The 21,382-nt window shown below is 57.3% G+C and carries 19 protein-coding genes; 6 read left to right on the plus strand and 13 right to left on the minus strand.

Annotated elements, in window-relative coordinates:
• Positions 1-566: 566 nt before the first annotated feature.
• Genes AC1DE4_RS03215 through AC1DE4_RS03245 form a run of 7 tightly spaced genes read right to left on the minus strand, consistent with a single transcriptional unit; the run spans position 567 to position 3,974 of the window.
• Entirely contained in the window at positions 567-1,256 is a 690-nt protein-coding gene (locus AC1DE4_RS03215; RefSeq protein ID WP_477879843.1) for a CbtA family protein, read from the minus strand.
• 10 nt (positions 1,257-1,266) lie between these two features.
• Positions 1,267-1,446 (minus strand): CbtB domain-containing protein, encoded by a 180-nt coding sequence (locus AC1DE4_RS03220; RefSeq protein ID WP_477879845.1) that lies wholly within the window; start codon positions 1,444-1,446, stop codon positions 1,267-1,269.
• A 17-nt stretch (positions 1,447-1,463) separates the two neighbouring features.
• Positions 1,464-1,868 (minus strand): DUF302 domain-containing protein, encoded by a 405-nt coding sequence (locus tag AC1DE4_RS03225; RefSeq protein WP_477879847.1) that lies wholly within the window; start codon positions 1,866-1,868, stop codon positions 1,464-1,466.
• Positions 1,855-2,622, minus strand: coding sequence for an aquaporin (locus AC1DE4_RS03230; protein WP_477879849.1), 768 nt, complete (start codon positions 2,620-2,622; stop codon positions 1,855-1,857). The genes AC1DE4_RS03225 and AC1DE4_RS03230 overlap by 14 nt, the downstream gene beginning before the upstream one ends.
• Positions 2,615-2,965, minus strand: a complete 351-nt coding sequence (locus AC1DE4_RS03235; RefSeq protein ID WP_477879851.1) for a nitrile hydratase — start codon at positions 2,963-2,965, stop codon at positions 2,615-2,617. Before AC1DE4_RS03235 ends, AC1DE4_RS03230 begins: the two co-directional genes overlap by 8 nt.
• Positions 2,962-3,645, minus strand: a complete 684-nt coding sequence (locus AC1DE4_RS03240) for a nitrile hydratase subunit alpha (protein WP_477879853.1) — start codon at positions 3,643-3,645, stop codon at positions 2,962-2,964. The genes AC1DE4_RS03235 and AC1DE4_RS03240 overlap by 4 nt, the downstream gene beginning before the upstream one ends.
• A complete protein-coding gene (locus AC1DE4_RS03245) occupies positions 3,642-3,974 on the minus strand; it encodes an SH3-like domain-containing protein (protein ID WP_477879855.1) in 333 nt (110 codons plus the stop codon). The genes AC1DE4_RS03240 and AC1DE4_RS03245 overlap by 4 nt, the downstream gene beginning before the upstream one ends.
• 225 nt (positions 3,975-4,199) lie before the next feature.
• Between AC1DE4_RS03245 and AC1DE4_RS03250 the strand changes: the two genes are divergently transcribed.
• Both AC1DE4_RS03250 and AC1DE4_RS03255 read left to right on the plus strand, forming a co-directional pair.
• Positions 4,200-5,036, plus strand: a complete 837-nt coding sequence (locus AC1DE4_RS03250; protein WP_477879857.1) for an alpha/beta fold hydrolase — start codon at positions 4,200-4,202, stop codon at positions 5,034-5,036.
• A gap of 31 nt (positions 5,037-5,067) precedes the next feature.
• On the plus strand, positions 5,068-5,787 hold the full coding sequence (locus AC1DE4_RS03255; RefSeq protein WP_477879859.1) for a hypothetical protein: 720 nt from the start codon (positions 5,068-5,070) through the stop codon (positions 5,785-5,787).
• Between the two features lie 418 nt (positions 5,788-6,205).
• Here the strand turns inward: AC1DE4_RS03255 and AC1DE4_RS03260 are convergent, their stop codons facing one another.
• The 6 genes from AC1DE4_RS03260 to AC1DE4_RS03285 all read right to left on the minus strand — a co-directional run bounded on the left by AC1DE4_RS03260 (position 6,206) and on the right by AC1DE4_RS03285 (position 15,023).
• Positions 6,206-6,982, minus strand: coding sequence for an alpha/beta fold hydrolase (locus AC1DE4_RS03260; RefSeq protein ID WP_477879861.1), 777 nt, complete (start codon positions 6,980-6,982; stop codon positions 6,206-6,208).
• A 419-nt stretch (positions 6,983-7,401) separates the two neighbouring features.
• Entirely contained in the window at positions 7,402-8,688 is a 1,287-nt protein-coding gene (locus AC1DE4_RS03265) for an MFS transporter (protein ID WP_477879863.1), read from the minus strand.
• Positions 8,689-8,700: 12 nt separating this feature from the next.
• Entirely contained in the window at positions 8,701-9,459 is a 759-nt protein-coding gene (locus AC1DE4_RS03270; protein WP_477879865.1) for an SDR family oxidoreductase, read from the minus strand.
• A 148-nt stretch (positions 9,460-9,607) separates the two neighbouring features.
• Complete coding sequence (locus AC1DE4_RS03275; RefSeq protein WP_477879867.1) at positions 9,608-10,573, minus strand: GlxA family transcriptional regulator; 966 nt, start codon at positions 10,571-10,573, stop codon at positions 9,608-9,610.
• 89 nt (positions 10,574-10,662) lie between these two features.
• Positions 10,663-13,848 (minus strand): efflux RND transporter permease subunit, encoded by a 3,186-nt coding sequence (locus AC1DE4_RS03280; protein WP_477879869.1) that lies wholly within the window; start codon positions 13,846-13,848, stop codon positions 10,663-10,665.
• Positions 13,845-15,023, minus strand: a complete 1,179-nt coding sequence (locus AC1DE4_RS03285) for an efflux RND transporter periplasmic adaptor subunit (RefSeq protein ID WP_477879871.1) — start codon at positions 15,021-15,023, stop codon at positions 13,845-13,847. The genes AC1DE4_RS03280 and AC1DE4_RS03285 overlap by 4 nt, the downstream gene beginning before the upstream one ends.
• A gap of 176 nt (positions 15,024-15,199) precedes the next feature.
• On the opposite strand from AC1DE4_RS03285, the gene AC1DE4_RS03290 reads away from it, so the two are divergent.
• From AC1DE4_RS03290 to AC1DE4_RS03305, 4 genes are all read left to right on the plus strand, one after another.
• Positions 15,200-15,385, plus strand: coding sequence for a hypothetical protein (locus AC1DE4_RS03290; RefSeq protein ID WP_477879874.1), 186 nt, complete (start codon positions 15,200-15,202; stop codon positions 15,383-15,385).
• Between the two features lie 72 nt (positions 15,386-15,457).
• Positions 15,458-17,134: an FAD-dependent oxidoreductase gene (locus AC1DE4_RS03295; protein WP_477879876.1), complete on the plus strand. Its 1,677-nt coding sequence runs from the start codon at positions 15,458-15,460 to the stop codon at positions 17,132-17,134.
• Positions 17,135-17,372: 238 nt separating this feature from the next.
• Positions 17,373-19,196, plus strand: a complete 1,824-nt coding sequence (locus tag AC1DE4_RS03300; RefSeq protein WP_477879878.1) for a hypothetical protein — start codon at positions 17,373-17,375, stop codon at positions 19,194-19,196.
• Entirely contained in the window at positions 19,130-20,458 is a 1,329-nt protein-coding gene (locus AC1DE4_RS03305) for an AAA family ATPase (protein WP_477879880.1), read from the plus strand. Before AC1DE4_RS03300 ends, AC1DE4_RS03305 begins: the two co-directional genes overlap by 67 nt.
• The last annotated feature ends 924 nt before the right edge of the window (positions 20,459-21,382 follow it).

Raw genomic sequence — 21,382 nt, forward strand, 5'->3', positions numbered from 1 at the left:
CACATCCGGGTGACCTCAAAACACGAGCTCAAGGAACGCATTATGGCCGGTATCGACGACATCAATCGTCATCCCGTCATCCACACATGGTCATACAAGCTCGCCGAGGCTGCTTGATATGATTCGAACCACGAAAACGCGCTACTAGGACGATAGCCGACCTTATAATCGGCCGCTATATGCTGACAGCGCTTAAAAAGCGTCTGCGCCAGTTTTCGCCAGGCTCGTAATCAATCGAATGATCGACCGCCGGACCTTATTGTCGTTGATACTCGCGAAGCATGATACCTTCCGGTGATCCAGCGAACAGATGTATGTCATCAACTTCCACTACACCGTAAGCCTTCGGCGAAGGCCGCAGGCTAAGTCGCTTGAGCGTCGATCGCGCGCGGTGTCCAGTTCCACGGAAGCAATTACTCCAGCCTGGTAATTGGCGTGTCGGTGATGCGAGCGAGAACGTCGGCAAGCCATACTTGCGGGTCGTTGATCGGCTGCCGTCTAACCGTTCAAGTGCTTTCACTGACCGACAGAAAACGCGAGTGGGCGTCGGCAGGAGTAAAGGTTTGCTAGATGCCGCGAGCCGCCAACTGTGAACGCCCGGGAGATCTCAGCATCCCCAGGGAAAGTCCCATCGCTAGCCAGGTCACCAGGTTCGCCGCAAGCGTCCCGATCACGAACTGATGGTGCAGCGCTTCCGGAACCAGTGTCGCCGCTTCCGAGATTGCAGGTGCGCCGACCAGGAATGGCATCGCTACGAGCGCCGCCGCGCCAAAGAGCGCCAACGGACTGCGATAGTTTAACGCAAGCAAGATCGCGCCCGCAGTGCAGGCAGCGCAAGCGATCCACCAAACCTGGCGCTGAAGGAGGTCCGCAGCTGGCATCCCGGGAAGCTCCGGCGGAAGGCCGAGTGCGGGAACGAGGCTGAAGACGAGGTAGCCGGCAGCGCCCCACGCGAGACCGGATTTCCAGGACGTCAAGCTACCTTTGAGTTCGGCGAGGACCGTCATCATAAACGCGAAGCCGACATAAGCCAGGATCATGCCGACGACCGTCAGCGTGTTCCTCGCGAATGTAGCCACCTCAGGGTGCTCCTGTGCTCCATGTTCGCCGGCGTGGGCATGTTCGGTCGTATGCTCGTACACCTCCGCCTGGAGGATCATTGGCACGGTAACCGAGATATTGAGCGCCGACGCGAAAAAGCCTCCGATGAGACCTGCGATCAGGGCTGCAAAGAAGAGTTTCTGAAGATAGGCCATGGTTCCGACCTCAATGGCAGGGAAAACTTAGAGTGTGACGGACATCGTGAGCGGCGTCGTGGATTGCTGGAATTCCGGCGAAGCCTACGCCGCCAACCAGAAGTGTGCCCAACAAACCAAGCATGAGTAGTGCGGAGGCCTTTGCGGGTGTGGTTGCATGGGCGACTTTTTGTTCAGTGATCGTTGTCATATCGGTTCCTCTTTTTCTTAGGATGCTTCGTTTCTGATGGCTGCTGTCGCGGCGTGTTTGAGCGCCTCAGACATCTTTTGGATCGGTCCGGCCATCGAGAGGCCGTGTCGGCGCGCGATATAGGCAGGCTCGTTGTATGACAGCCATTGTTTGCCTTGATGGGTCCAGGCAAGCGCCTTGAGCGGCAGATCGATACCCGTGTGCGGTGCGTCGATGAGCAGAAGAGTCCCGACTTTTGGATTGCCGAAGATGAGCAAGACTGCATCCTCCATGGTCAACCCAGCATTCTTCGCGTCCGCGGCGAAGTCGATGACAGCAAACACCTTCATCCCGGATGCTTCCACGGCAGAGCGAAACCGCTCGATCGCTTTGTGCGGCGGCAGCTGGGTCTCGAGGACGGTCATACCCTTAGGCTTGATCATTGGGCTGACCTCGAAATTGAACCACGTTGGCGGGGCATGGCTTACGCTCCTCGAATGCGACTTTAGTTATCCCAAGTGCTACGAGCAAACCGACGACCTGAGCCACGACGAACGCAGCCGCGGTCGCTATGCTCAGCGCCACCGGACCGCCTGCGAACGCTGCAGCAATAGTGACTGCGGGATTGGCAAAAGACGTCGATGGCGTGGCTAAAATGGCCGCAACCAACCAAGCACCAACGGCGAATGGACCCGTATCCCATTTACCGCTTCGCCCGCAGCCAATGACGATCGTAAGCAACCCCGCCGAAGCTACGATCTCGCTGATGACAAGGCCGGGAGAGGGTTCACTTCCTATATTCGGGTTGGCTGCTGCACCGAACATCGTCGTGGTGATGATCGCGCCAACCACCCCACCGACGATTTGGGCAACGACATACGAAATCGTGCAGACGGCGGGGCGTTCGCCTCGGAGCCATTGACCGAAGGTGATCAGGGGATTGTAGTGGCCCCCGGAAACCTTTCCGAGGGCGATGATCAGTCCCACTAGCGAACCGGCGATCGAGATCGCGATAACGAGCGATGCCGCGATTCGCTCCCCCGCGAGCTTCTGCTCGACGGCTAGGCCGGAGCCAACCATCGCAATTGTCAGCAAGCAGGTGCCAACCGCTTCGACAAACGAACGTCGCAGGACAGGTATCGTCCCATCGACTTCGAAAAAGCACGCCGCTTCGCGCGTCGCCGCGATCTCAGCCATTGGGTTGGCCTTGCAACTGGCTTTTTGCGTGCGCCTCGACCTGGGCCATTTTGGCGGCGATATCGCTCGGGGTCAGGATACCCTTTTGGAACAAGATGTTGGCGAAGGCAACGATCCAGCGCTCATAGTAGGAGAGCTTTCCGATCATCTCCGAGCCTAGCGCCTCGACACCGCGGCGCTTCTCCTCGGTATTGATGATCTTGTGGAAATCGAGGACGTCTGCCAGGGCGTGGCAGCGCTTCTCCCACGGCAAAAGCTCGTGTTCGACACGTTCGATTTTCCCGCTGGCGTCGCCACCGATGTCGTTGGGCAGTTTCTTTACGAGACCTTCGCTGGACATCATGCAGCCCTCTTCTGATATTCGACCGGGATTACGCCGATCATCGCGTCGCGCGTTACCAGCGCGGCAAGTTCTTCTTCGGACAGACCTTCTGTTCCCGCCGGCCGCATAGGCAGCACGAGGTAACGAACCATCGCTGTAGAATCGCTGACGACGATCTCGATATCGTCCGGAATGTGCGTGCCGAATTCTTCGAGAACGGCACGGGGCTCGTAAACCGCCCGGGCTCGATACGGCTTGAGCTTGTACCAGTCCGGCGGCAAGCCGAGGACGGGCCGCGGGTAGCAAGAGCACAGCGTGCAGACGATGAGGTTATGGACTTCGGCCGTGTTTTCTAGAACGATCAGCTGGGTATCGTCGTAGAAAGTGATACCGAGTTCCTCGCAGCCCTTCCGGCCGTCCTCAAGCAGGCGCTTGCGGAACTCTTCGTCGACCCAGGCTCGCGCAACGACCTTTGCACCGAGCGCGGGAGTGCGGGAATCCAACACTTCAATCTGTCTACGGATTTCGTCCGCGCCGAAGAGCTTGCGTTCGACGAGCAGCTCGCGGACAGCGGTTTCCAGCATGTCGTAATAGCCCGGAAGCTCCGTGATAGAGATCTCCTCGTGCGGATGAGAATGATCATGGTCGTGATGATCGTGGTCAAGGCCGTCGTGATCGTGATTGTCGTCGTGCAAGGTCAAATCCTCTCCAGCCAGGTTTCAAAGACTTCGATCCGCAGGCCGTCGGTGGCCTGGCCTTTGTAGTCGGCCCAGATTTCGGTCATGGGGATCGCGATGCGGTAGTAATGACCCTTCGACCCGGCATTCCGGCCATAGCCTTCCTCCTCGTTGTCGACGCCCATCGTAGGGATAATGCGTTCGACAGTGCCGGCCTTGCCGCGGAGATAGGTGGGAAGTCGGTAGTGGCCGACCGGAAAGCGCACGGCCGTCCGAACCCGATCGCCTACCTGGAAGTCGGGGACTTCTCCGAGGGCGGGTACGACGGCTTGCGCTATCGACTGTGCAGTCATTTCAACGCTCCTTCATTTGGATGCGCTCAAACTGCAACGCTAGGCCGACATCGATCTTGTAAAATCGCGGACCTAAATGGCCATCGTCTTCGGCGTTCGTGCGTCGCTGACGTATTGTACAAGATCGCCTTTCAACGACCTGCTTGAAAGTCATGTCGCTGGTGGTTTCACGCGCTTTGCCCCCGCCCAGCAGCCAAAGACCAGGTAAGTTAGAAAGGACGCTCCATGACCGATCGTTTGGAGACCGCTCAGACGCAATACGTCGAGGCATATCGAACGCAATACGCCTACAGGAGGCTTGGGCCAGACTCAGGAACGCCATTGGTGTTGCTCCAACATTTCACTGGCACGATGGATGCCTGGGACCCCTTGGTGGTCAACGGGCTCGCCGCCGATCGCCCGGTTATCGTTTTCAACAACGCCGGTGTGGGTACATCGAGTGGCACAACACCAGACAACGTCGAACAGATGACGCTCGATGCTCAGAGCTTCATTGCCGCGCTGGATCTCGATGAGGTCGATTTGTTGGGCTTCTCATTGGGCGGTTTCATCGCACAAGCCATGGCCAACCGTGCGGCGGTGAAGGTGCGGAAGCTGGTTGTCGTCGGGAGTGCTCCAAAAGGAGGCGAGGAGCATCTCTCGCAGGTGGTCCAAGACGCGTTCAGCAAGAAGGCCGCCGACGTGCGGCTTCCATTGTTCTTCACCGGCTCGACCGCGAGCCAGGCTGCAGGCGAGGCGTTTGTCCGACGTGCAGGTGCCCGTTTGCAGGAGCGTGATCCGGACAAGGGCGACTCCGTCAGTATCCCGCAGGCAACAGCGATCGTTGCATGGTGCGCTGAGCCAGACCCGGAGCTGAAATCGGTGGCGAGTATCAAGCAACCGACGCTGATCGTTCACGGAAGCGACGACACGATGTTTCCGTCAATCAACGCCTACCGGATGTTCAAGGCAATGAGAACCGCATCGCTGATCATCTACCCGGATTCCGGACACGGTGCGCTTTTCCAATACCCCGAGACGTTTGTCGCACACGTCACGACATTCCTGAACCAGAAAAACTAAGCTTCATTTCAGATAGAACGGAGACAAGACAATGAACGAATTGGCGCAAACCATCATCGATGCGCATGGCGGACTTGATCGCTGGAAGCGCTTCGGGAAAGCAACGGCACACCTCAAGCAAGGAGGTGCTTTGTGGTCCCTCAAAGGTCATGAAGGTCAACTCGACGAGGTCGATCTGACTGTTGGCCTCGGCGAGCAATGGGCCTCTCACTCGCCGTTCAGCGCGGACGGCAAGGTCAGCCACTTCAAGCCAAATCTTGTAACTATCACCGATTCCGCGGGCAAAGTGGTCGAAAAGCTGGAAGAGCCCCGGGCTTCTTTCGCCGGCCATACGCTCGAGACCACCTGGTCCGATCCGCAACTCGGCTATTTTGCCGGCATCGCGATGTGGACGTATCTTAATATGCCGTTCGTCCTAGCGGCTCCTGGCGTTGAGACCGCCGAAATCGAAACCTGGACCGAGAAAGGCGAGACCTTGCGGCGGTTGCGTGTCACGTTCCCGTCGAACATCGCAACTCACTCCACTGTCCAGACGTTGTATGTCGACGCGTCCGGCCTGCTAAAGCGCCATGACTACGACGTTGAGATTGCCGGCAACACGCCGGGTGCACACTACATCTCCGAGTACACCGACGTCGACGGCATCAAGTTTCCGACGCGCCGGCGGATTTTTCCGCGGCAGCCGGACGGCAACTCGCTTGACGAGCCGCTGGTGGTTTCGATTGATCTTTCGGACATTCGCCTGAGCTAGGTCGATCGAGACGAAGGGCAGCTCGGTAAGCGCTGCCCTTCGCACGTTGGCGGAAAATGTCGAGGCGTCCCTCTTTACCCACACGCCAGATCAGTGGCGAAACAAAGCCTGTATGAGGCCGTCTTTCCTCAACGGTCAGTTGGTCTTTAATTTCGTCGGGCACAACAAAACCACCACGACCAGAACGATTTATGGCGTATATCACGGGCGCTTCATCGACGCGATGTTGACGCATTGCGATGACCTATTCTCAGCGGCCTTGGCAAGTGCGATGCCCACGAATAGTGACTATATTCAGCATGCTGCATAAGCAAATCGTCGCTTCGAGCGGACTGGCTGGTGCGGGACGGGACCGTATGCTGCAGACAGAACGCCGGTGAAGGTGCCGACGGAGATCACCCTCCGTCGGGCCATCGCTTCACTTAGCCTTGGCTGCATCTTCGATGATCTTTGCCACCTTATCCGGGTGCGAAACCATCACGACGTGCGATGCGCCCTTCACGACGACAGTTTCTTTCGAGTGAGCGCGCTCGGCCATCCAGCCGATAGCCTTTGGGGGAATGTTTTTGTCGGCGTCACCATATATGAACCAGGAGGGGATATCCTTCCAGGCGACGTCCTTCGCCTTGTCTTCGAGGGCAGCCTGCGTCACCGGACGTTGGGTGGCCGCCATCAACTTGGCTTCCGAACGCGGAACGTCGGCTGCAAACTGTTCCGGAAACTTGGCCTGGTCGATATAAAGATCCTTGCCGTTGTTCTCGAGAGTAACCGGCGTGGCAAGGGTCGGTGGGAGGGTGCTGCCAGGAAACTTGCCTGTCAGATCGAGTGCGGATTCACCGACATCCGGTGCGAAAGCCGAGACGTAGACAAGCGACTTTACCCACTTCGCGCCGGCTGCCGCCTGGGTGATGACCGCACCGCCATAGGAATGGCCGACGAGAATAACGTTCGTGTTGAGGCCATCCACAATACGTCGGACGTAATCGGCATCGCTGGGGACGCTGCGAAGCGGGTTGGCGACCGCAACGACCGGATAGCCGTCCTTCTCCAGCTTGGCGACGACACCGTTCCAGCTGGAAGCGTCTGCGAACGCGCCGTGTACGAGTACAACCGTCGGCTTATCTGCAGAATGTGCGTAAGCGGGAGCGCCGAGCACCGTCATTGAAAGCAGGGCGTGTATGATATGTTTGCGCATGGTAAATCCTTCTGATTTTTGTCGGCCGTCAAGCGACGTCGATGGAGAAGTGGTCTCACTCTTTATCGCCTGCGGCTTGTACAATCGAGTGGTCGATTCGGGCGATGAGGTTTCAGTGAGTCAGCTCACATTTCCGACACGGTCCAATCCGGAAACGAGCCTTGCCGGACATCATTTCGCATATGCTTCAGATGCCTTCTCAAGCGGGAACTCCTCTATCATCGCGTTGACGCCAGTCATCGCGCTAAACTTGAGCGTGAGATCACCCGTGGCAGGATCGCTGGTAAGTGAACCGTAGCCGACCATCTCGATGCGTTCAGGAAGTGATTAAACCTTGGGCTAGACACGAAGCGCAGCGGAGCATGAACAAAGGGTCGGCGGTTACTCGCCGTCGGCCCTCTTCGCACTGATATCACTAATTAGGTGCGCCGAGCTGGGTCGAACCGTCGATCAAGCAAAAGGGCCACAAGCTCAGCTACACCTGCCGTCAAACCGATCAGCCAAATGTTACCACCGCTGACGATCGCCGCGCCAATCGCGCTGCCAATCGAGAAGCCGAGGTACATGGTCGAGGTGTTGAGCGAGAGCGATACGGATGCTTGGGCTGCCGACGATGCGACGATCAACCGTGCCATCTGTGCAGGAAAGAATGACCAGACACTGAAGCCCCAGGCTGCTACCGCCACGAGTGCCGGGAGCAAAGCAACAGTTGGCGGAAGCGCCGTGGTGGCTGCCAACGAAAGGAAGGCCAAGGCAAGCAACGCGAGGGAACACGAGGCAACCATCTTTGAGCCGAAACGATCGTTGAGCGCTCCACCCGTTGTAACTCCAACCGCAGCCGCAACGCCCCACAGAGAAACCGTGGCCGCGATGCCAACGACATCGAAGTCAAGCACCCCTTTAAGGTACGGTGCAATATAGGGGTATGCTGTATACGCACCGATCGACCAGAACATAGTCACTGCCAAAAGCTTCAGGATCGCCGATTGACGAACAACGTGGATACGTTCGGCCAAGCTGGCGACGGTCATACCCTCAGCAACGGATCGCTTTATACCGATGACGATCCCGGTGATTGCTACAACACCCATAATAGCTACAGCAATGAACGTAGACCTCCAACCGAACGCATGACCTATAACCGCACCAAGTGGTAGGCCGAGTGCGATTGCAATCGTCATTCCGCCGCTCACGATCGCGAGGGCGCGGCCCCGCATGCTCGGTCCTGAAATCGCCCCAGCAAGGGCGTTCGCGCTTGGCACATAGAGGCCCGAAGCCATCGCCATCAGGATGCGCGCGACAACCAAGGTCTCGAAGTTTGTTGAGAACGCGGCGAGCAGGTTGCCAGCGGTAAAGATGACCATCGCGGCGACCAACGTGTCGCGCCGGTTCCACTTCCCGGTGGCGACCGTTGTTATGGGCGAGCTGATGGCGAGAACCAACGTGAAAATCACCACAAGCATTGCTGTGGCAGACAGCGTCATTCCCAGGTCGGCGGCGATAGTCGGAAGAAGCGGAGCGATCATGAAGCCTTCGGTGCCGATGGCAAACGTACCAAGGGCGAGGAAATAGGCTGGTACCAGTGAAGGTGCGACGCCCGTTGAAGCCGAATTGGCAGCGGCTTTACGCTCGCGAGTATCAAATCTGTCTGACATTGGATTTTCCTCGTGGAACCGTCCCGCGCCGCTGAGCGGGGACAGTTCCACGCTTGATTGGGCTCAGACTGGGATCGGGTTTTCGGCCAAGGACTGATTGAACCCGTGCACGAAGGCGTGTTCCTTGCTGCCCGGGTTGTCGCGAAGTGCCGCGATTTCCTCGACGTATACTTCGGGATCTTCGGTCTCTAGGCCCCTCATCGTCTTCTCGATGAAGACGTCTAGCGGCATTGCACGGGGATCGCCGCTCTTCTTGACGAGGTCCGTGTCAACCCATGGCGGAGCGATTTCCTGGACCGTGACATTGGTGTCGCGGAGCATGAAGCGCTGCGACATCGAATAGGAGTGAAGCGCAGCCTTCGTGGCGGAGTAGACGGCATTCGATGCAAGAGGCACGAAAGCGAGCACCGACGTGTTGTTGATGATTGTTGCCGAAGGCTGAGACTTGAGATGCTCAATGAGAGCCGATGTCATACGGATCGGGCCGAGAAGATTGGTCTCGATAATGCCGCGCGATACCTTGTCGTCGATCAAACCGGAAGCATCGTCGAACGGCATGATGCCAGCATTGTTGATGAGGACGTTCAGCTTGGGGTACTCGGTGATCAGCTGCTTGGCGACGCGGTCGATATCGTTGATGTCGCTGATATCGAGTTCAACGCCCTCGATGCCGGGATTTGCGGCAGAAACCTCATCGAGAAGAGCCTTCCGGCGGCCGGCGATGATGACCTTGTTGCCAAGCTTGTGAAAAGCTTCCGCAAGCCCGCGACCGATACCGGAAGTGCCGCCAGTGATGAAAATCGTATTGCCAGTTGTTTTCATTTCAGATCTCCAAATCGAGTAGACGGCGCGACCTTAGGCGTATCGGCGTCGTTTCGATTGGCAGATCATGTCCCAAAATCTCTCCGTCTCAAATGTCATTGAAACGGCATTTTCGGACATTGCAGAAGGTGCGAACGGTTCGGTCACACTACGGCTCAAGAGGCTCAGATTGCTTGATCTCCGGTGCATGAGATGCCCTCCTGAGGCTCTGGGGAGGCTGGCCGAATGAGCGCATGAACGCCCGTCGCATTCGGTCTCGGTCGGCGAAACCCGTGTCTCGCGCGACGATTTCAATTGGATGGTGTCCGTCCTCCAGCATTGCTCTGGCAGCCTCGAGTCTGAGCCTTTCGACGGCCTTCGCGGGCGAGTGGCCCGTCTCCTTGAGGAAAATTCGGCTGAACTGCCGTGGGCTGAGGTTCGCCGCGCCCGCAAGTTCTTCGACGTTGAGGGGGTTCCGGAGGTGCTCCTTCGCATAAACCAGAGCCTTGCGGATACGGTCTGAGCGCGGTTCGAGGTCTAACAGAGCGGAGAACTGCGATTGCCCCCCGGGTCGCCGATGATAAACGACGAGCTTCCGAGCAACCAAACGGGAAAGCGCGGCATCGAAGTCGTCTTCGATAAGGGCTAGCGTGAGATCAATCCCCGCGCTCATCCCGGCCGACGTCCAGATATTGCCGTCCTGAACGAAGATCCTGTCGTCGTCCACGTGGACTTGGGGATACTGTTCCTGTAGCCGCTTCGCGTGCGCCCAGTGGGTCGTTGCGAGACGCCCATTGAGGAGACCTGCGTCCGCGAGCAGGAACGCTCCGGTGCAGATTCCCGCGACACGCCTGCTTTCTGTCCTCCCTGCACGCGCGATGTATTCGCGCAGCTTCTGCGAAGGCAGTTTGGGAACCAATTCACCGACAACAATCAGAGTGTCGGGAAAATCGGATAGGGGAGCCGTCTCGATTCCTATCTTGAGCGACGACCTTATGGTACCCCCTGACTCTGACATGACCCGGAGCCGATAAGCTTCTTCGCCAAGCGTGTCGTTCACAAACTCGAATGCGGATAGCGCGGCCAGACCCATCACCTGAAAGCCGTCCTCTAGAATGAAACCTATCGTGCGCAACTGGGAATCCCTCTCTGAGGCAGTATCACGTTGTCCTAAAGCAGAAACGCCGCGTGGCAGCGGCGCTCCTTCGGCACTGGATCGTAATTTTACTCGGCCGCCTGAGCCGGCTCAACCCTCCAGTCTTCTTCCTCGATCTCTTTCGGGCGATACCGCGACCGCAAGAGAACGAAGAACACCGGTGTGAGAAACAAGCCGAACATCGTGACGCCGATCATTCCGCTGAAGACGGCCGTACCGAGTGATCGGCGCATTTCCGCGCCTGGTCCCTCGGCAATGGCAAGCGGCAAGACGCCGAAGATGAAGGCGAGGGCCGTCATCAGGATCGGGCGAAGGCGCAGATGGCAGGCTTCGATAGCCGCCTCGACTGCACTCTTGCCCGCATCCTGGGCCTGGCGGGCGAATTCCACGATCAGGATCGCGTTCTTCGCAGCCAAGCCGATGAGAACCACGAAGCCGATCTGGGTCAGGATGTTGTTGTCCATGCCCCTTAGGTAGACGCCAAACAGGGCACCCAGCACAGCTAATGGAACGATCAGGATGATTGCCGCCGGCAAAATCCAGCTCTCATATTGTGCCGATAGTGCGAGGAACACGAATATGACGGAGAGGGCGAAGATGTAGACCGCGCTGCCCCCCGCATGTGTTTCCTGATAGGAAAGCTCTGTCCATTCATATGTAGTGCCGGGCGGTAGGGTCTTGGTGGCCAATTCCTGCATCTTCGTAATCGCTTCGCCGGTGGAAACGCCGGGTGCTGCATTCCCTTGCAGGGGAACGGAGACATACATGTTGTACCGTTGCACGAGTTCAGGGCCGCTGGTTTCCTTGATGTCGGCTAGGGTACCCAACGGTACTAGTGCGCCAGCAGCGGACTTCACCTTGAGGTCGAGCATGTCGTCGCGCTCGACGCGGAATTGCTTGTCTGCCTGGGCGCGTACCTGGTACACCCGTCCGAATGCATTGAAATCATTTACGTAAGCTACGCCGAGGTTGTTCGACAGCGTTTCGAAGATGTTGGGGATTGGCACGTTAAGATACTGTGCCTTATCACGGTCGATCGAGAGATAGAACTCGGGGCTCGACTCGGAGAAGGTCGTGAAAACTCCGGTAAGGCCGGGGGTCTGGTTGGCCGCTACCATCATCTGGCGGGCCAGACCCAGGACGCGAGCCATGTTGGAATTGTCCTGGTCCATTATCTGCATCTTGAAGCCACCGGAGTTGCCGATGCCCTGGACCGGCGGAGGCGGGATGGCAATGATGAACGCCTCGTCGAGGCTTTGCAGATTCTTATAGAGAGTCTGGATGATCTTCGTAGAGTTGTCACCGCTTTCCAAGCGCTCCTCGAACGGCTTGAACGGTGTGAAGATGACGCCGGCGTTGGAGGCATTTGTGAAGGTCGCGCCGCTGAAGCCAGCGAACTGGACAGCGTTCGCGACGCCTGGCGTCGTCCGAGCGATCTCGCCGGCCTTCTTGATGACGGCATCCGTTCTGTCGAGCGAAGCACCTTCCGGGAGCTGCACGACAACGATTGCGTAGCCTTGGTCCATGATCGGGATAAAGCCGCTTGGAACTTTGGTATTGAGGAACCACGTCGCGCCGAGTAGGGCGGCGAAAACCAGGATGGCGCAACTCAATCCTGTCTTGGAGTCAACGATGTGCCGGACGCTCGACGAGTAGCCCGAGCTAAGCTTGTCGAAGCAGCGGTTGAACACGTCGGCGCACCACTTTCCCGCCCGACCCGCAATGTTTCTGGGAGCGTTTCCGTGATCATGCGGGCGCAAGACGATAGCGGCGATCGCCGGAGAGAGAGTGAGCGAGTTGAGTGCCGATATCGCCGTTGCGATCGAGATCGTAACCGCGAACTGCCTGTAGAACTGACCGGAAATCCCCGGGATGAATGCAGTAGGAAGGAACACCGCAATCAACACGAGCGAGATGGCGATTACGGCTGTGCCGACTTCGTCCATCGTAACGTGTGCTGCCCTTTTGGGCGACATGCCCTTTGCCAGGTTGCGTTCTACGTTTTCGACCACGACGATCGCGTCGTCCACAACAATGCCGATCGCTAGGACGAGACCGAACAACGTCAGCATATTGAGGGACATCCCGAATGCGGCGAGGAATGCGAATGTACCGACCAGTGAAACCGGAATCGCAACGATCGGGACGATCGCCGTTCGCCACGACTGAAGGAAGATCAGGACGACCGCCGCCACAAGGATGATGGCCTCGCCAATGGTCCGATAGACCTCGTTGATGGAGTCCGAGACGAAGGAGGTCGTGTCGTAGATGATTTTGTACTCGAGACCGGGCGGGAACTGGCCGGAAAGGTCATGCATGATCGATTTGATCTGGGCCGCAGTCTCCAGCGCATTGGTGCCGGGCCGGGCGAAGATGCCCATGCCGACCGCAGGCTGATTGTTGACGTAGGCGTTTGTCACGTAGTCACGCGCGCCGAGTTCGATCCGAGCCACGTCCTCGAGCTTCACGAGCCGGCCATCGGGCGTGGATTTGACGATAACGTAACGGAACTGCCGGGCGTCCGAGAAGCGCCCGTCGGTTCGCACGGCGTACTGGAAAGGGTTTTCCTTCGCGGTTGGCGGAGCGCCAATCGAACCACCGGATACCTGCACGTTCTGGTCCCGGAGGGCATTCACGACATCGCTCGTTGTCATCCCGTAGGAAGAAAGCTTCTCAGGATCCAGCCAGATGCGCATGGCGTACTGCCGTTCGCCGAAAATCTGAATGTCACCCACGCCCTGCAGGCGTACGAGCACGTCGCGAACACGGTTTCTCGCGTAGTTCGAGGTGTAAAGCTGATCGTACCGTCCGGTCGGCGAAAGCAGGTGGACGACCATCAGAAGGTCGGGCGAGCTTTTCGTTGTAGTTACGCCGAGCCGCTGAACTTCCTGCGGCAGGCGGGGCAGGGCGACGGCAACGCGATTTTGAACCAAGACCTGGGCTTTATCCAGGTCTGTGCCCAGAGCAAAGGTGATAGTCAGCGTCATCGCGCCGTCCGCGCTCGAATACGATGACATGTAGAGCATGTCCTCGACGCCGTTGACCTCCTGCTCGATCGGCGTGGAGACGGTGTCCGCAATCGTCTGGGAATCCGCGCCCGGATACGACGTCCGAACGACGATGGTCGGGGGAGCGATCTCCGGATACTGTGAGACCGGCAATTCGAAATAGGCAATTGCGCCCACGATCATGAGCACCAGCGAGATGACGCAGGCCAAAATCGGTCGCGAGATGAAGAAATGAGCGAATCTCATTGCCCTGCCTCCGCGCCCGATGCGGTCTCGGGAACCCCAGCGGAGTTATCTTGCGGTAGCGTCGTCTCTTTCGGGTCGACCTTCATGCCCGGGCGAATACGGACAACGCCGCGAACCACGATCGACTCACTGCCGTCGAGTCCGCTTCTTACGACCCGGTAGCCGAACACACGCGGCCCTGGGCGAATTGCCTTGGTGGTTACGACATTATCCTTGTCGACGATGAAGACCACGCGCTCGTCCTGATCCGAGCTGATTGCTTCGTCGGGGATGAGAACCGCTTGATACGAATTCGAACCCTCAAGCTCAACTCTGCCGAAGAGACCCGGCTGCAGGACGAAATCAGGATTGGCAAACCTTGCTCGAGCACGGAGCGTGCCGGTCTGCGGATCAACCCGGTTTTCGGCGAAGTCGAGGGTGCCGGAGTAGGGGGATCCATCCCTGTCACCCAGCTTCACGGAGACCTTGAGGCCTCCACCACCACTTTGGAGCACCTCGCCACGCTTCCGCGCGGTGTCGGCGTAATTGAGCAGCCGTCGTTCATCGATATCGAAATAGAAATCGATAGGGTCGAGCATTACGATCGAGGTAAGGACGGTCTGGTCCAGTTGGACCAGGTTTCCGACGGAAATAAGGTGACGGTCGATCCGCCCACTGAGTGGAGCTGTGATCCGGCTATACATCAGGTCCAGATTGGCTCTATCCAATGCTGACTGCGCGCCCTGCACGTTTGCAAAGGCGGAATCCAGCTCGCGACGACGGTCGTCCAGCGACGACACTGTCTGACTGCCGGACTTAACCAACGAGTTTACCCGGTCGAACTGAGCCTGTGCGAAAATAAGGGATGCATTAGCGACCGATAGGCTGGCTTTCGCCTGTCCGAGCGCGGTCGCGAATGGCCGCTGGTCAATTTCGAAAAGCTCGTCGCCCTCTTTGACAAGTTGGCCGTCCTTAAACTTGATAGCTTGGAGATATCCACCGACTCTGGCGCGCAACTGGACCTCTTCTGCCGCCTGGAAGCGGCCGATGAATTCGTCGCGGTCAACGATCTCGCGGACGACTGGTTTTGCAACCACGACCTGCGGTGCTGGGGGTGTTTCTTGGCTGATGGCGTTCGAGCTGATGGACGCGCTGAAAAACGCGGCCAGTAGCGAAAGTTTCCTGCGGGATGGCATTGTCGAGACCCTCTGATTGTTCGGACGGTCAAACCGTCGGTGGGCCGAGACTGAAACATCATGGGCAAACACGATTGTAGGATTTGGGCGTGGCGTGCGAGTTTCCCGGGGACGAAATGTCCAAGACGCTAGAATTGCCTCCGCTAGGATCCCGTCAGCCTTTGAAAGGATGTTCCATGAACAAGATTGCCGGACACGAAGATGAAGAGGTTCGAGATAGCGTCGAGACCCTGCCGGAATTCGCGGAGATCGCGCTCGAGTTGCCTCAAGTTGTAGAGCGACGAAGTGCCGACGGTGTTGAGGAAGCACTGCTTGAGAGCTTCCCGGCTAGCGATCCGCCCGCCTCGGGACGCATGACGTAGGCCGCTAGTCCTTACGCACTCAGCGACTCCGCTCCGAGAGCGGAGCACACCTCAGACAACTAGGACATATCAATGGAAACCAGCTCACGCGACTACCAGCGATTTCCGACGCTAACATCATTGCAGATCGAGATAGCGCAACGTTTCGCATGCGGCGGTCCGACGTCTCTCGGCCCGGGCGAAAGCATCTTTGCCGTTGGTGAACGAAATGCGCCAGCTCTGCTGGTATTGGACGGGCAAGTCGACGCCTACCGCCATGATGGATTCAAAGGTGACCACGGTGTGGCATCGCATCATACCGGGCAAATTTCCGGCGAGATCAATCAGCTATCAGGCCGCCCTGCGCTTGCCGGTCTCCGTGCAGGGCCCGAAGGCTGTACATTCCTTTCTTTCGACGCTGCTCATCTGAGGTCATTGATCATCGGGTCGGCCGAAGTCGGTGAGACGATCATGCGAGCATACATATTGAGGCGTGTAGCCTATTTGGATGCTGGCTTGGGTGGCTCAATCCTGCTGGGCACAAGGAGTGACCCCTCGCTAATCCGACTACAGGGCTTCCTGACAAGTAACGGATATCCCCACATTGTACTCGACGCGGCCTCTGACGAGGAGGGGCGGGTGCTCGTGGAGCGGCTAGGAATGCAGCCCGTCGACCTCCCGCTCATGGTTTGCCCCAGTGGCACGATCTTGAAAAACCCGACCGATACAGAGGCCGCAGTTTGCCTCGGCATCACACCCGAACTCGATCCGACGGTACTCTACGATGTCGCCATCGTCGGGGCCGGGCCGGCAGGCCTGGCAACATCGGTCTATGCTGCGTCGGAAGGTCTAAAAGCGATCGTCGTCGACGAGCGTGCCATCGGCGGACAAGCGGGAAGCTCTTCTCGAATCGAGAACTACCTGGGCTTTCCCACCGGAATATCAGGAGCAGCTCTAGCGGGGCGCGCTTTTAGTCAAGCGCTTAAATTCGGTGTCGAAGTCGCGCTGCCGCTTAGGGTAAGGGAACTCGTGACGCCGGATCCGGCTGCACCCGAAACTTCCCCAATCGTACTCGCACTCGAAGGCGGGCAGGAAGTTCGCGCGAAAACGCTCGTGATCGCCTCGGGAGCGCGCTATCGGACCCCGGAGATCGATGGGCTCGATGAAATCAAGACGAGCGCTGTTTCATATTGGGCATCGGCATTGGAAGCGAAGCTCTGCGAGGATGTAGATGTAGCGCTGATCGGCGGGGGAAACTCCGCTGGGCAGGCGGTAGTTTTCCTTGCACCGCGTGTGCGTCGTCTGCATTTGATTGTTCGTCGCGACTTGTCCGAGACCATGTCTCAGTACCTGATCGACAGGATCAATGCGCTGCCAAACGTTGATATCCATCTTGGAAGCGAGCTTGTCTCGGTCGAAAGGACCGGCGAGCCTGACGTCTCAGGCACGTTGCGTCATAAGGTTTCCGGCGAGGAAAAAAGCTGCGCATTCAGGCACCTGTTTCTATTCGCCGGCGCAGAACCCAACACCGACTGGATCGGCGGCAGAATCGCCAGGAACTCTAGCGGGTTCGTCATGACGGGGGGTGGCTTTGGCGATCAGTTCGCTACAGTAAACGATCGCCAGGCCTTTCCTTTGGAAACCAGCGTTCCGAACATTTTCGCTATCGGCGATGTCAGGGCGGGATCGACCAAGCGGGTGGCTGCTGCCGTCGGAGAGGGAGCGGCGGTCGTGAGCCAGATCCACCAGGCCCTGAAGCTCCGGGGATAGGCGCACGTCAAACGTAAAATTGCTGCCAGGCAATTTTGCAACATCAAAGCCGAATTCAGGCTTGGGCCGCCCCTCGAGTTTTCCTCACCGATCACAGATGGTTTACCGCCCGCGATTGCTGCGATCGCGTAACCCGATTTCCCCTATATGTTGAAAAATCGCATACGACCAGTAGACCGTAAAATGTGAGCAATGTAACTTTCCGGTAGAATCTCTACCTTTAGCACACGGAAAACATATGCTTGGGAATACTACCTATCCGCGCGGCTCCGAATGGAGACTGTGGGACCTTCACATTCATACGCCGGCCTCATTTCACTGGGAAGGCGCGCGATTCATCCCAGGCAATGATGTCCATAATAACGGAATCATCGATGATCTGATCGTCGCTCTGAACGAAGCCGAACCGCAAGTGTTCGCGTTCATGGATTACTTCACGTTCGAAGGATGGTTCCTCTTAAAGCGGAGGTTACAGGACCCGACGGCTCCCATGCTCGAAAAGACCGTCTTTCCTGGAATAGAGCTTCGCCTGTCAGCTCCGATGCGCGGCAGGTTGAATGCACATGTCGTTTTCTCTGACAAGATTCAGGACCAGCACCTCCGAGATTTCCTTTCCGCTCAGAAACTAGAGCTAATTGACCGACCGCTGTCTGACGCGGCGCTTGCAGACTACGCACGCCGCGCATCTTTGGAAAAACTTGCTCACCACGGCTTCAAGAAAGCTGACGTTGAGGCGGATGAAGCAGTAGCGCTCCAGGCAGGGTACACGATAGGTGAGATCAACTGCGACGCCTATAAGGCGGCAATTCGCAAGGTACCCAACGAAATGGCCATTGGGTTTATGCCATTTTCGACCAATGACGGTTTGACCGATATTGAGCGCAACCAACATTACGCTTACGCGCTGAGTCTCTTCGAAACATCACCCATATTCGAGACACGCGACCACAATGAATGGGCCGCATTTGCCGGTGTAAAAACGCCTGGCAACAAGAAATGGATCGAAGCGTTCCAGGCAGCGTTGCGAGATGTGCCAAGGCTGGCAGTCTCGGGCAGCGACTCTCATCGGTTTCGTGGCGTCACTGGCGATAACAACAAGCGCGGGTATGGCGACTTTCCCTCAAACAAAAAGACTTGGATCAAAGCTGACCCAACCTGGGAAGGACTTCTGCAGGCAATTCGCGAACCCGCAAAGCGGTCATTCCTCGGCGCGATGCCGCTAAAGCTGGAACTGGTGAACTCCCTCAAAACCTTCTACATCGACAGGATCGCAATCAAAAAGGTGCCAAACAGCACTTTTTCGGACGATTGGCTCGATGGCGTCGAGGTGACTTTGAACCATGACCTGGTTGCCATCATCGGAAATAAGGGCAGCGGCAAGAGCGCACTTGCAGATGTAATCGCTTTGCTTGGGAATTCGCAGCAGCAGAAGCACTTCTCCTTCCTTCAGACCAAACGCTTCCGTGGAAAGAACGGCGAGCCTGCGCACCATTTCGAGGGAACGTTGAACTGGCTCGCTGGTGAGCCTGGCTCGATGGTTTTGAGCGATAATCCCTCTGCGGAACGCGTCGAGCTGGTGAAGTATATTCCGCAGGGGCGCTTCGAAGCCCTATGCAACGAACACGTTATGGGCACGTCCAATGCCTTCGAGAATGAGCTTCGATCGGTTATCTTCACCCATGTTCCAACCGAGGTTGCGGACGGGGCCCTGGATTTTGAGCAACTTATTGAAAAGCAGGAAGAGGTCCATCGAGCTAAGATCGGGGAACTCCGAAAACGGCTTAGAATACTGAACGAGGAAATCGTCCATATCGAGGATCAGCTAAACCCTGCGCTGAAATCGAACCTTGAAGAACAGTTGTCTTTGAAGCGTCAGCAAGTTGTGGAGCACAAGGCTGCCGTCCCGAAGGAGGTCCCTGCGCCGACCGGCGAGCTTTCGGCTGAGCAACAGGACGCGACATCGCAGCTTGTCGCCCATTCCGAAGAGATGAACAATTGGCCGAGGCGCTTGAAAAAACGAAAGAACAACAGGTCCTCGTTGCCTCAAAGCGGCGCTCTATAAAGAATATCAATGCTAGAGTGGCGATTTTTGAATCCCAGCTTGGAGAATTGCGGTCCGGCATCTCGGCGGACCTGAAGAACATCGGCCTGCAGCTTGACGACGTCGTTCAATATAAAAGCGACCTGGCAAAACTGGCCGAAATCGAAAATGCCTTAGATGACGAAACCGCACAACTGATCGAACGGGCCGCTCAATTTGAGCAGCGCAAGCAAGCAATTCAGCAAGTGCGACTGGCGCTCGCAAGCAAGCTTAATGAGCCGCAACAATTGTACCAGGAGTATCTGGCTGCGATGGAGCGGTGGCAAAAGACCTTGGCAACGTTGGAAGGAACAGAAACATCGGCTGAAAGCGTTCGCGGCCTCACCGCCCGCTTGTCACAGCTGAAGGTGTTACCGGAGGCGCTCGGCAAGAAACGCGGAGACAGGCGCGAGTTAGCGGGTGAGATTTATGACCTTTTGGCCGCCCAGCGTGAAGGTCGGGCCGAACTATTTTCTCCTCTTCAATCGCTGATCCAAGGCAATACCCTGATAAGAGAAGGATACAAGCTGGAATTTGTCGCCAAGCTTGGCGCTTCTGTGGAGGCGATTGCATCTCGCTTGTTCACTCTGATCAAACAGAATGCCGGAGAGTTGCGAGGAGAAGAAGAAAGCCTTGCTGCAGTGAGGTCGCGCTTCGAAAAGCACGATTTCACAGCGAGAGATCATGCGACCCAGTTCGTCGATGATATGGATGCTCTTGTGAGGGAGGCCTCGAACCGGGTGTCAGGGGGTGGTGAAGGGATACGTCCCGTGCTCCGCAAGGATCGTGAGTCCGTAGAAGTCTACGACTTCATATTTGGCCTGGAATATTTGGAGCCAAAATACACCCTGCTTTTCCAGGACACCCAGATAGAGCAACTGTCACCTGGTCAGCGCGGTGCGCTGCTGTTGATCTTCTATCTCTTAGTTGACAAAGGCAGAAACCCAATCGTTTTGGACCAACCAGAAGAAAACCTAGACAACGAGACGGTGGTCAGCTTGCTCGTCCCGGTTCTCGAACAGGCGAAACAGAACCGCCAGATTATCATGGTTACCCACAACCCCAATCTCGCCGTAGTATGCGATGCCGAGCAGATCATCTTTGCGGAGTTTGACAGAAAAGCAAACCCGAAGATTACTTACGTGTCGGGGGCGATCGAAGCGCCCATCATAAACAAACACGTTGTAACAGTGTTGGAGGGGACCAAGCCCGCCTTCAACAACCGAAGCCAAAAATATCACTGAATTAGCGCAGGTAGGTCCCCGGTGCATCGCCGCCGAACAACTGCCTGGCGACGTCCGCATGTGGCGGCGCTAAGCAGCCCTCCGTTGCGCGCCAATCATCGAAACTACCTAACGCATTCCGCTAGGGTGCCACAGAGACATCGCTTACCGTCAAAACGTTAGGGGCTGCGCCGCAATACAGCCGACGACTAAACCGACCCCGAAAGCTATCAGAGAAACCGCATACCATTGACCAAGACGACATCAGTGCGGGAAGCATAAAACCGCGTTCGAGTGCAGATCTATCGAAGACGGCCGGCAAAAGTAGATCCGCGATGGGGCGCAGTTCCACACGAAGACCGTCCGCCTGCCGTAAGTGTGCGCCCACGCGCTGCGCGGCGTTCAAGTCGCTTCGCAGGTAATCTTCAACGGCCCGCCTGCGATCGTCGGGCAACCGTCGGTCGATGTATAGGTCGAACTCGGCGTCGGATGGCTTTCCCGTCATTTAATCCGCCTCAGATGTCCGTTCGCCGCGGGGTATTGGCGTAACGATGTTTCGACACTCTTCCGCAGGCGTTCCCGCGCACGAGCCAGACCCGGCAGGATCTGGCTCTCCGACGTACGAAGTACCCACGCTGCGTCCTCATGGCTCAAATCCTCCACAGACACCAGCAGGAGCAGTCTTCGATCGAAAGCCGATAGTCTAGGGAGGTGGTGCGCAACATCAGCTTGTAAGCCGCCCAGAGGATCGGGACTCCCGGGCTCACCTGAATTGTGGGTTTCGTCTGCTAGTCCAAATAGCGCGGAACATTTCGAGCCTGACCGCAGCTCTATCCACCCGGATCCATCTGGAGCGGAGCCTCTCCATCGCCCGTAAAACGAGATCGTCAACAGCTTCTTGAGTGATCCTTTTGCAGCTTTCTAGGAACGTTTCCATGCGCGTCT

The sequence above is a fragment of the Rhizobium sp. 10N414 genome (assembly GCF_056394785.1).

Excerpts from the sequence above, each read along its gene's own strand:
- AC1DE4_RS03295 (WP_477879876.1), top strand. The coding sequence starts at position 15,458 with ATGGAAACCAGCTCACGCGACTACCAGCGATTTCCGACGCTAACATCA.
- AC1DE4_RS03280 (WP_477879869.1), bottom strand. The coding sequence starts at position 13,848 with ATGAGATTCGCTCATTTCTTCATCTCGCGACCGATTTTGGCCTGCGTC.
- AC1DE4_RS03225 (WP_477879847.1), bottom strand. The coding sequence starts at position 1,868 with ATGATCAAGCCTAAGGGTATGACCGTCCTCGAGACCCAGCTGCCGCCG.
- AC1DE4_RS03255 (WP_477879859.1), top strand. The coding sequence starts at position 5,068 with ATGAACGAATTGGCGCAAACCATCATCGATGCGCATGGCGGACTTGAT.
- AC1DE4_RS03300 (WP_477879878.1), top strand. The coding sequence starts at position 17,373 with ATGCTTGGGAATACTACCTATCCGCGCGGCTCCGAATGGAGACTGTGG.
- AC1DE4_RS03245 (WP_477879855.1), bottom strand. The coding sequence starts at position 3,974 with ATGACTGCACAGTCGATAGCGCAAGCCGTCGTACCCGCCCTCGGAGAA.
- AC1DE4_RS03285 (WP_477879871.1), bottom strand. The coding sequence starts at position 15,023 with ATGCCATCCCGCAGGAAACTTTCGCTACTGGCCGCGTTTTTCAGCGCG.
- AC1DE4_RS03260 (WP_477879861.1), bottom strand. The coding sequence starts at position 6,982 with ATGCGCAAACATATCATACACGCCCTGCTTTCAATGACGGTGCTCGGC.
- AC1DE4_RS03235 (WP_477879851.1), bottom strand. The coding sequence starts at position 2,965 with ATGATGTCCAGCGAAGGTCTCGTAAAGAAACTGCCCAACGACATCGGT.
- AC1DE4_RS03250 (WP_477879857.1), top strand. The coding sequence starts at position 4,200 with ATGACCGATCGTTTGGAGACCGCTCAGACGCAATACGTCGAGGCATAT.
- AC1DE4_RS03290 (WP_477879874.1), top strand. The coding sequence starts at position 15,200 with ATGAACAAGATTGCCGGACACGAAGATGAAGAGGTTCGAGATAGCGTC.
- AC1DE4_RS03220 (WP_477879845.1), bottom strand. The coding sequence starts at position 1,446 with ATGACAACGATCACTGAACAAAAAGTCGCCCATGCAACCACACCCGCA.
- AC1DE4_RS03230 (WP_477879849.1), bottom strand. The coding sequence starts at position 2,622 with ATGGCTGAGATCGCGGCGACGCGCGAAGCGGCGTGCTTTTTCGAAGTC.
- AC1DE4_RS03215 (WP_477879843.1), bottom strand. The coding sequence starts at position 1,256 with ATGGCCTATCTTCAGAAACTCTTCTTTGCAGCCCTGATCGCAGGTCTC.
- AC1DE4_RS03270 (WP_477879865.1), bottom strand. The coding sequence starts at position 9,459 with ATGAAAACAACTGGCAATACGATTTTCATCACTGGCGGCACTTCCGGT.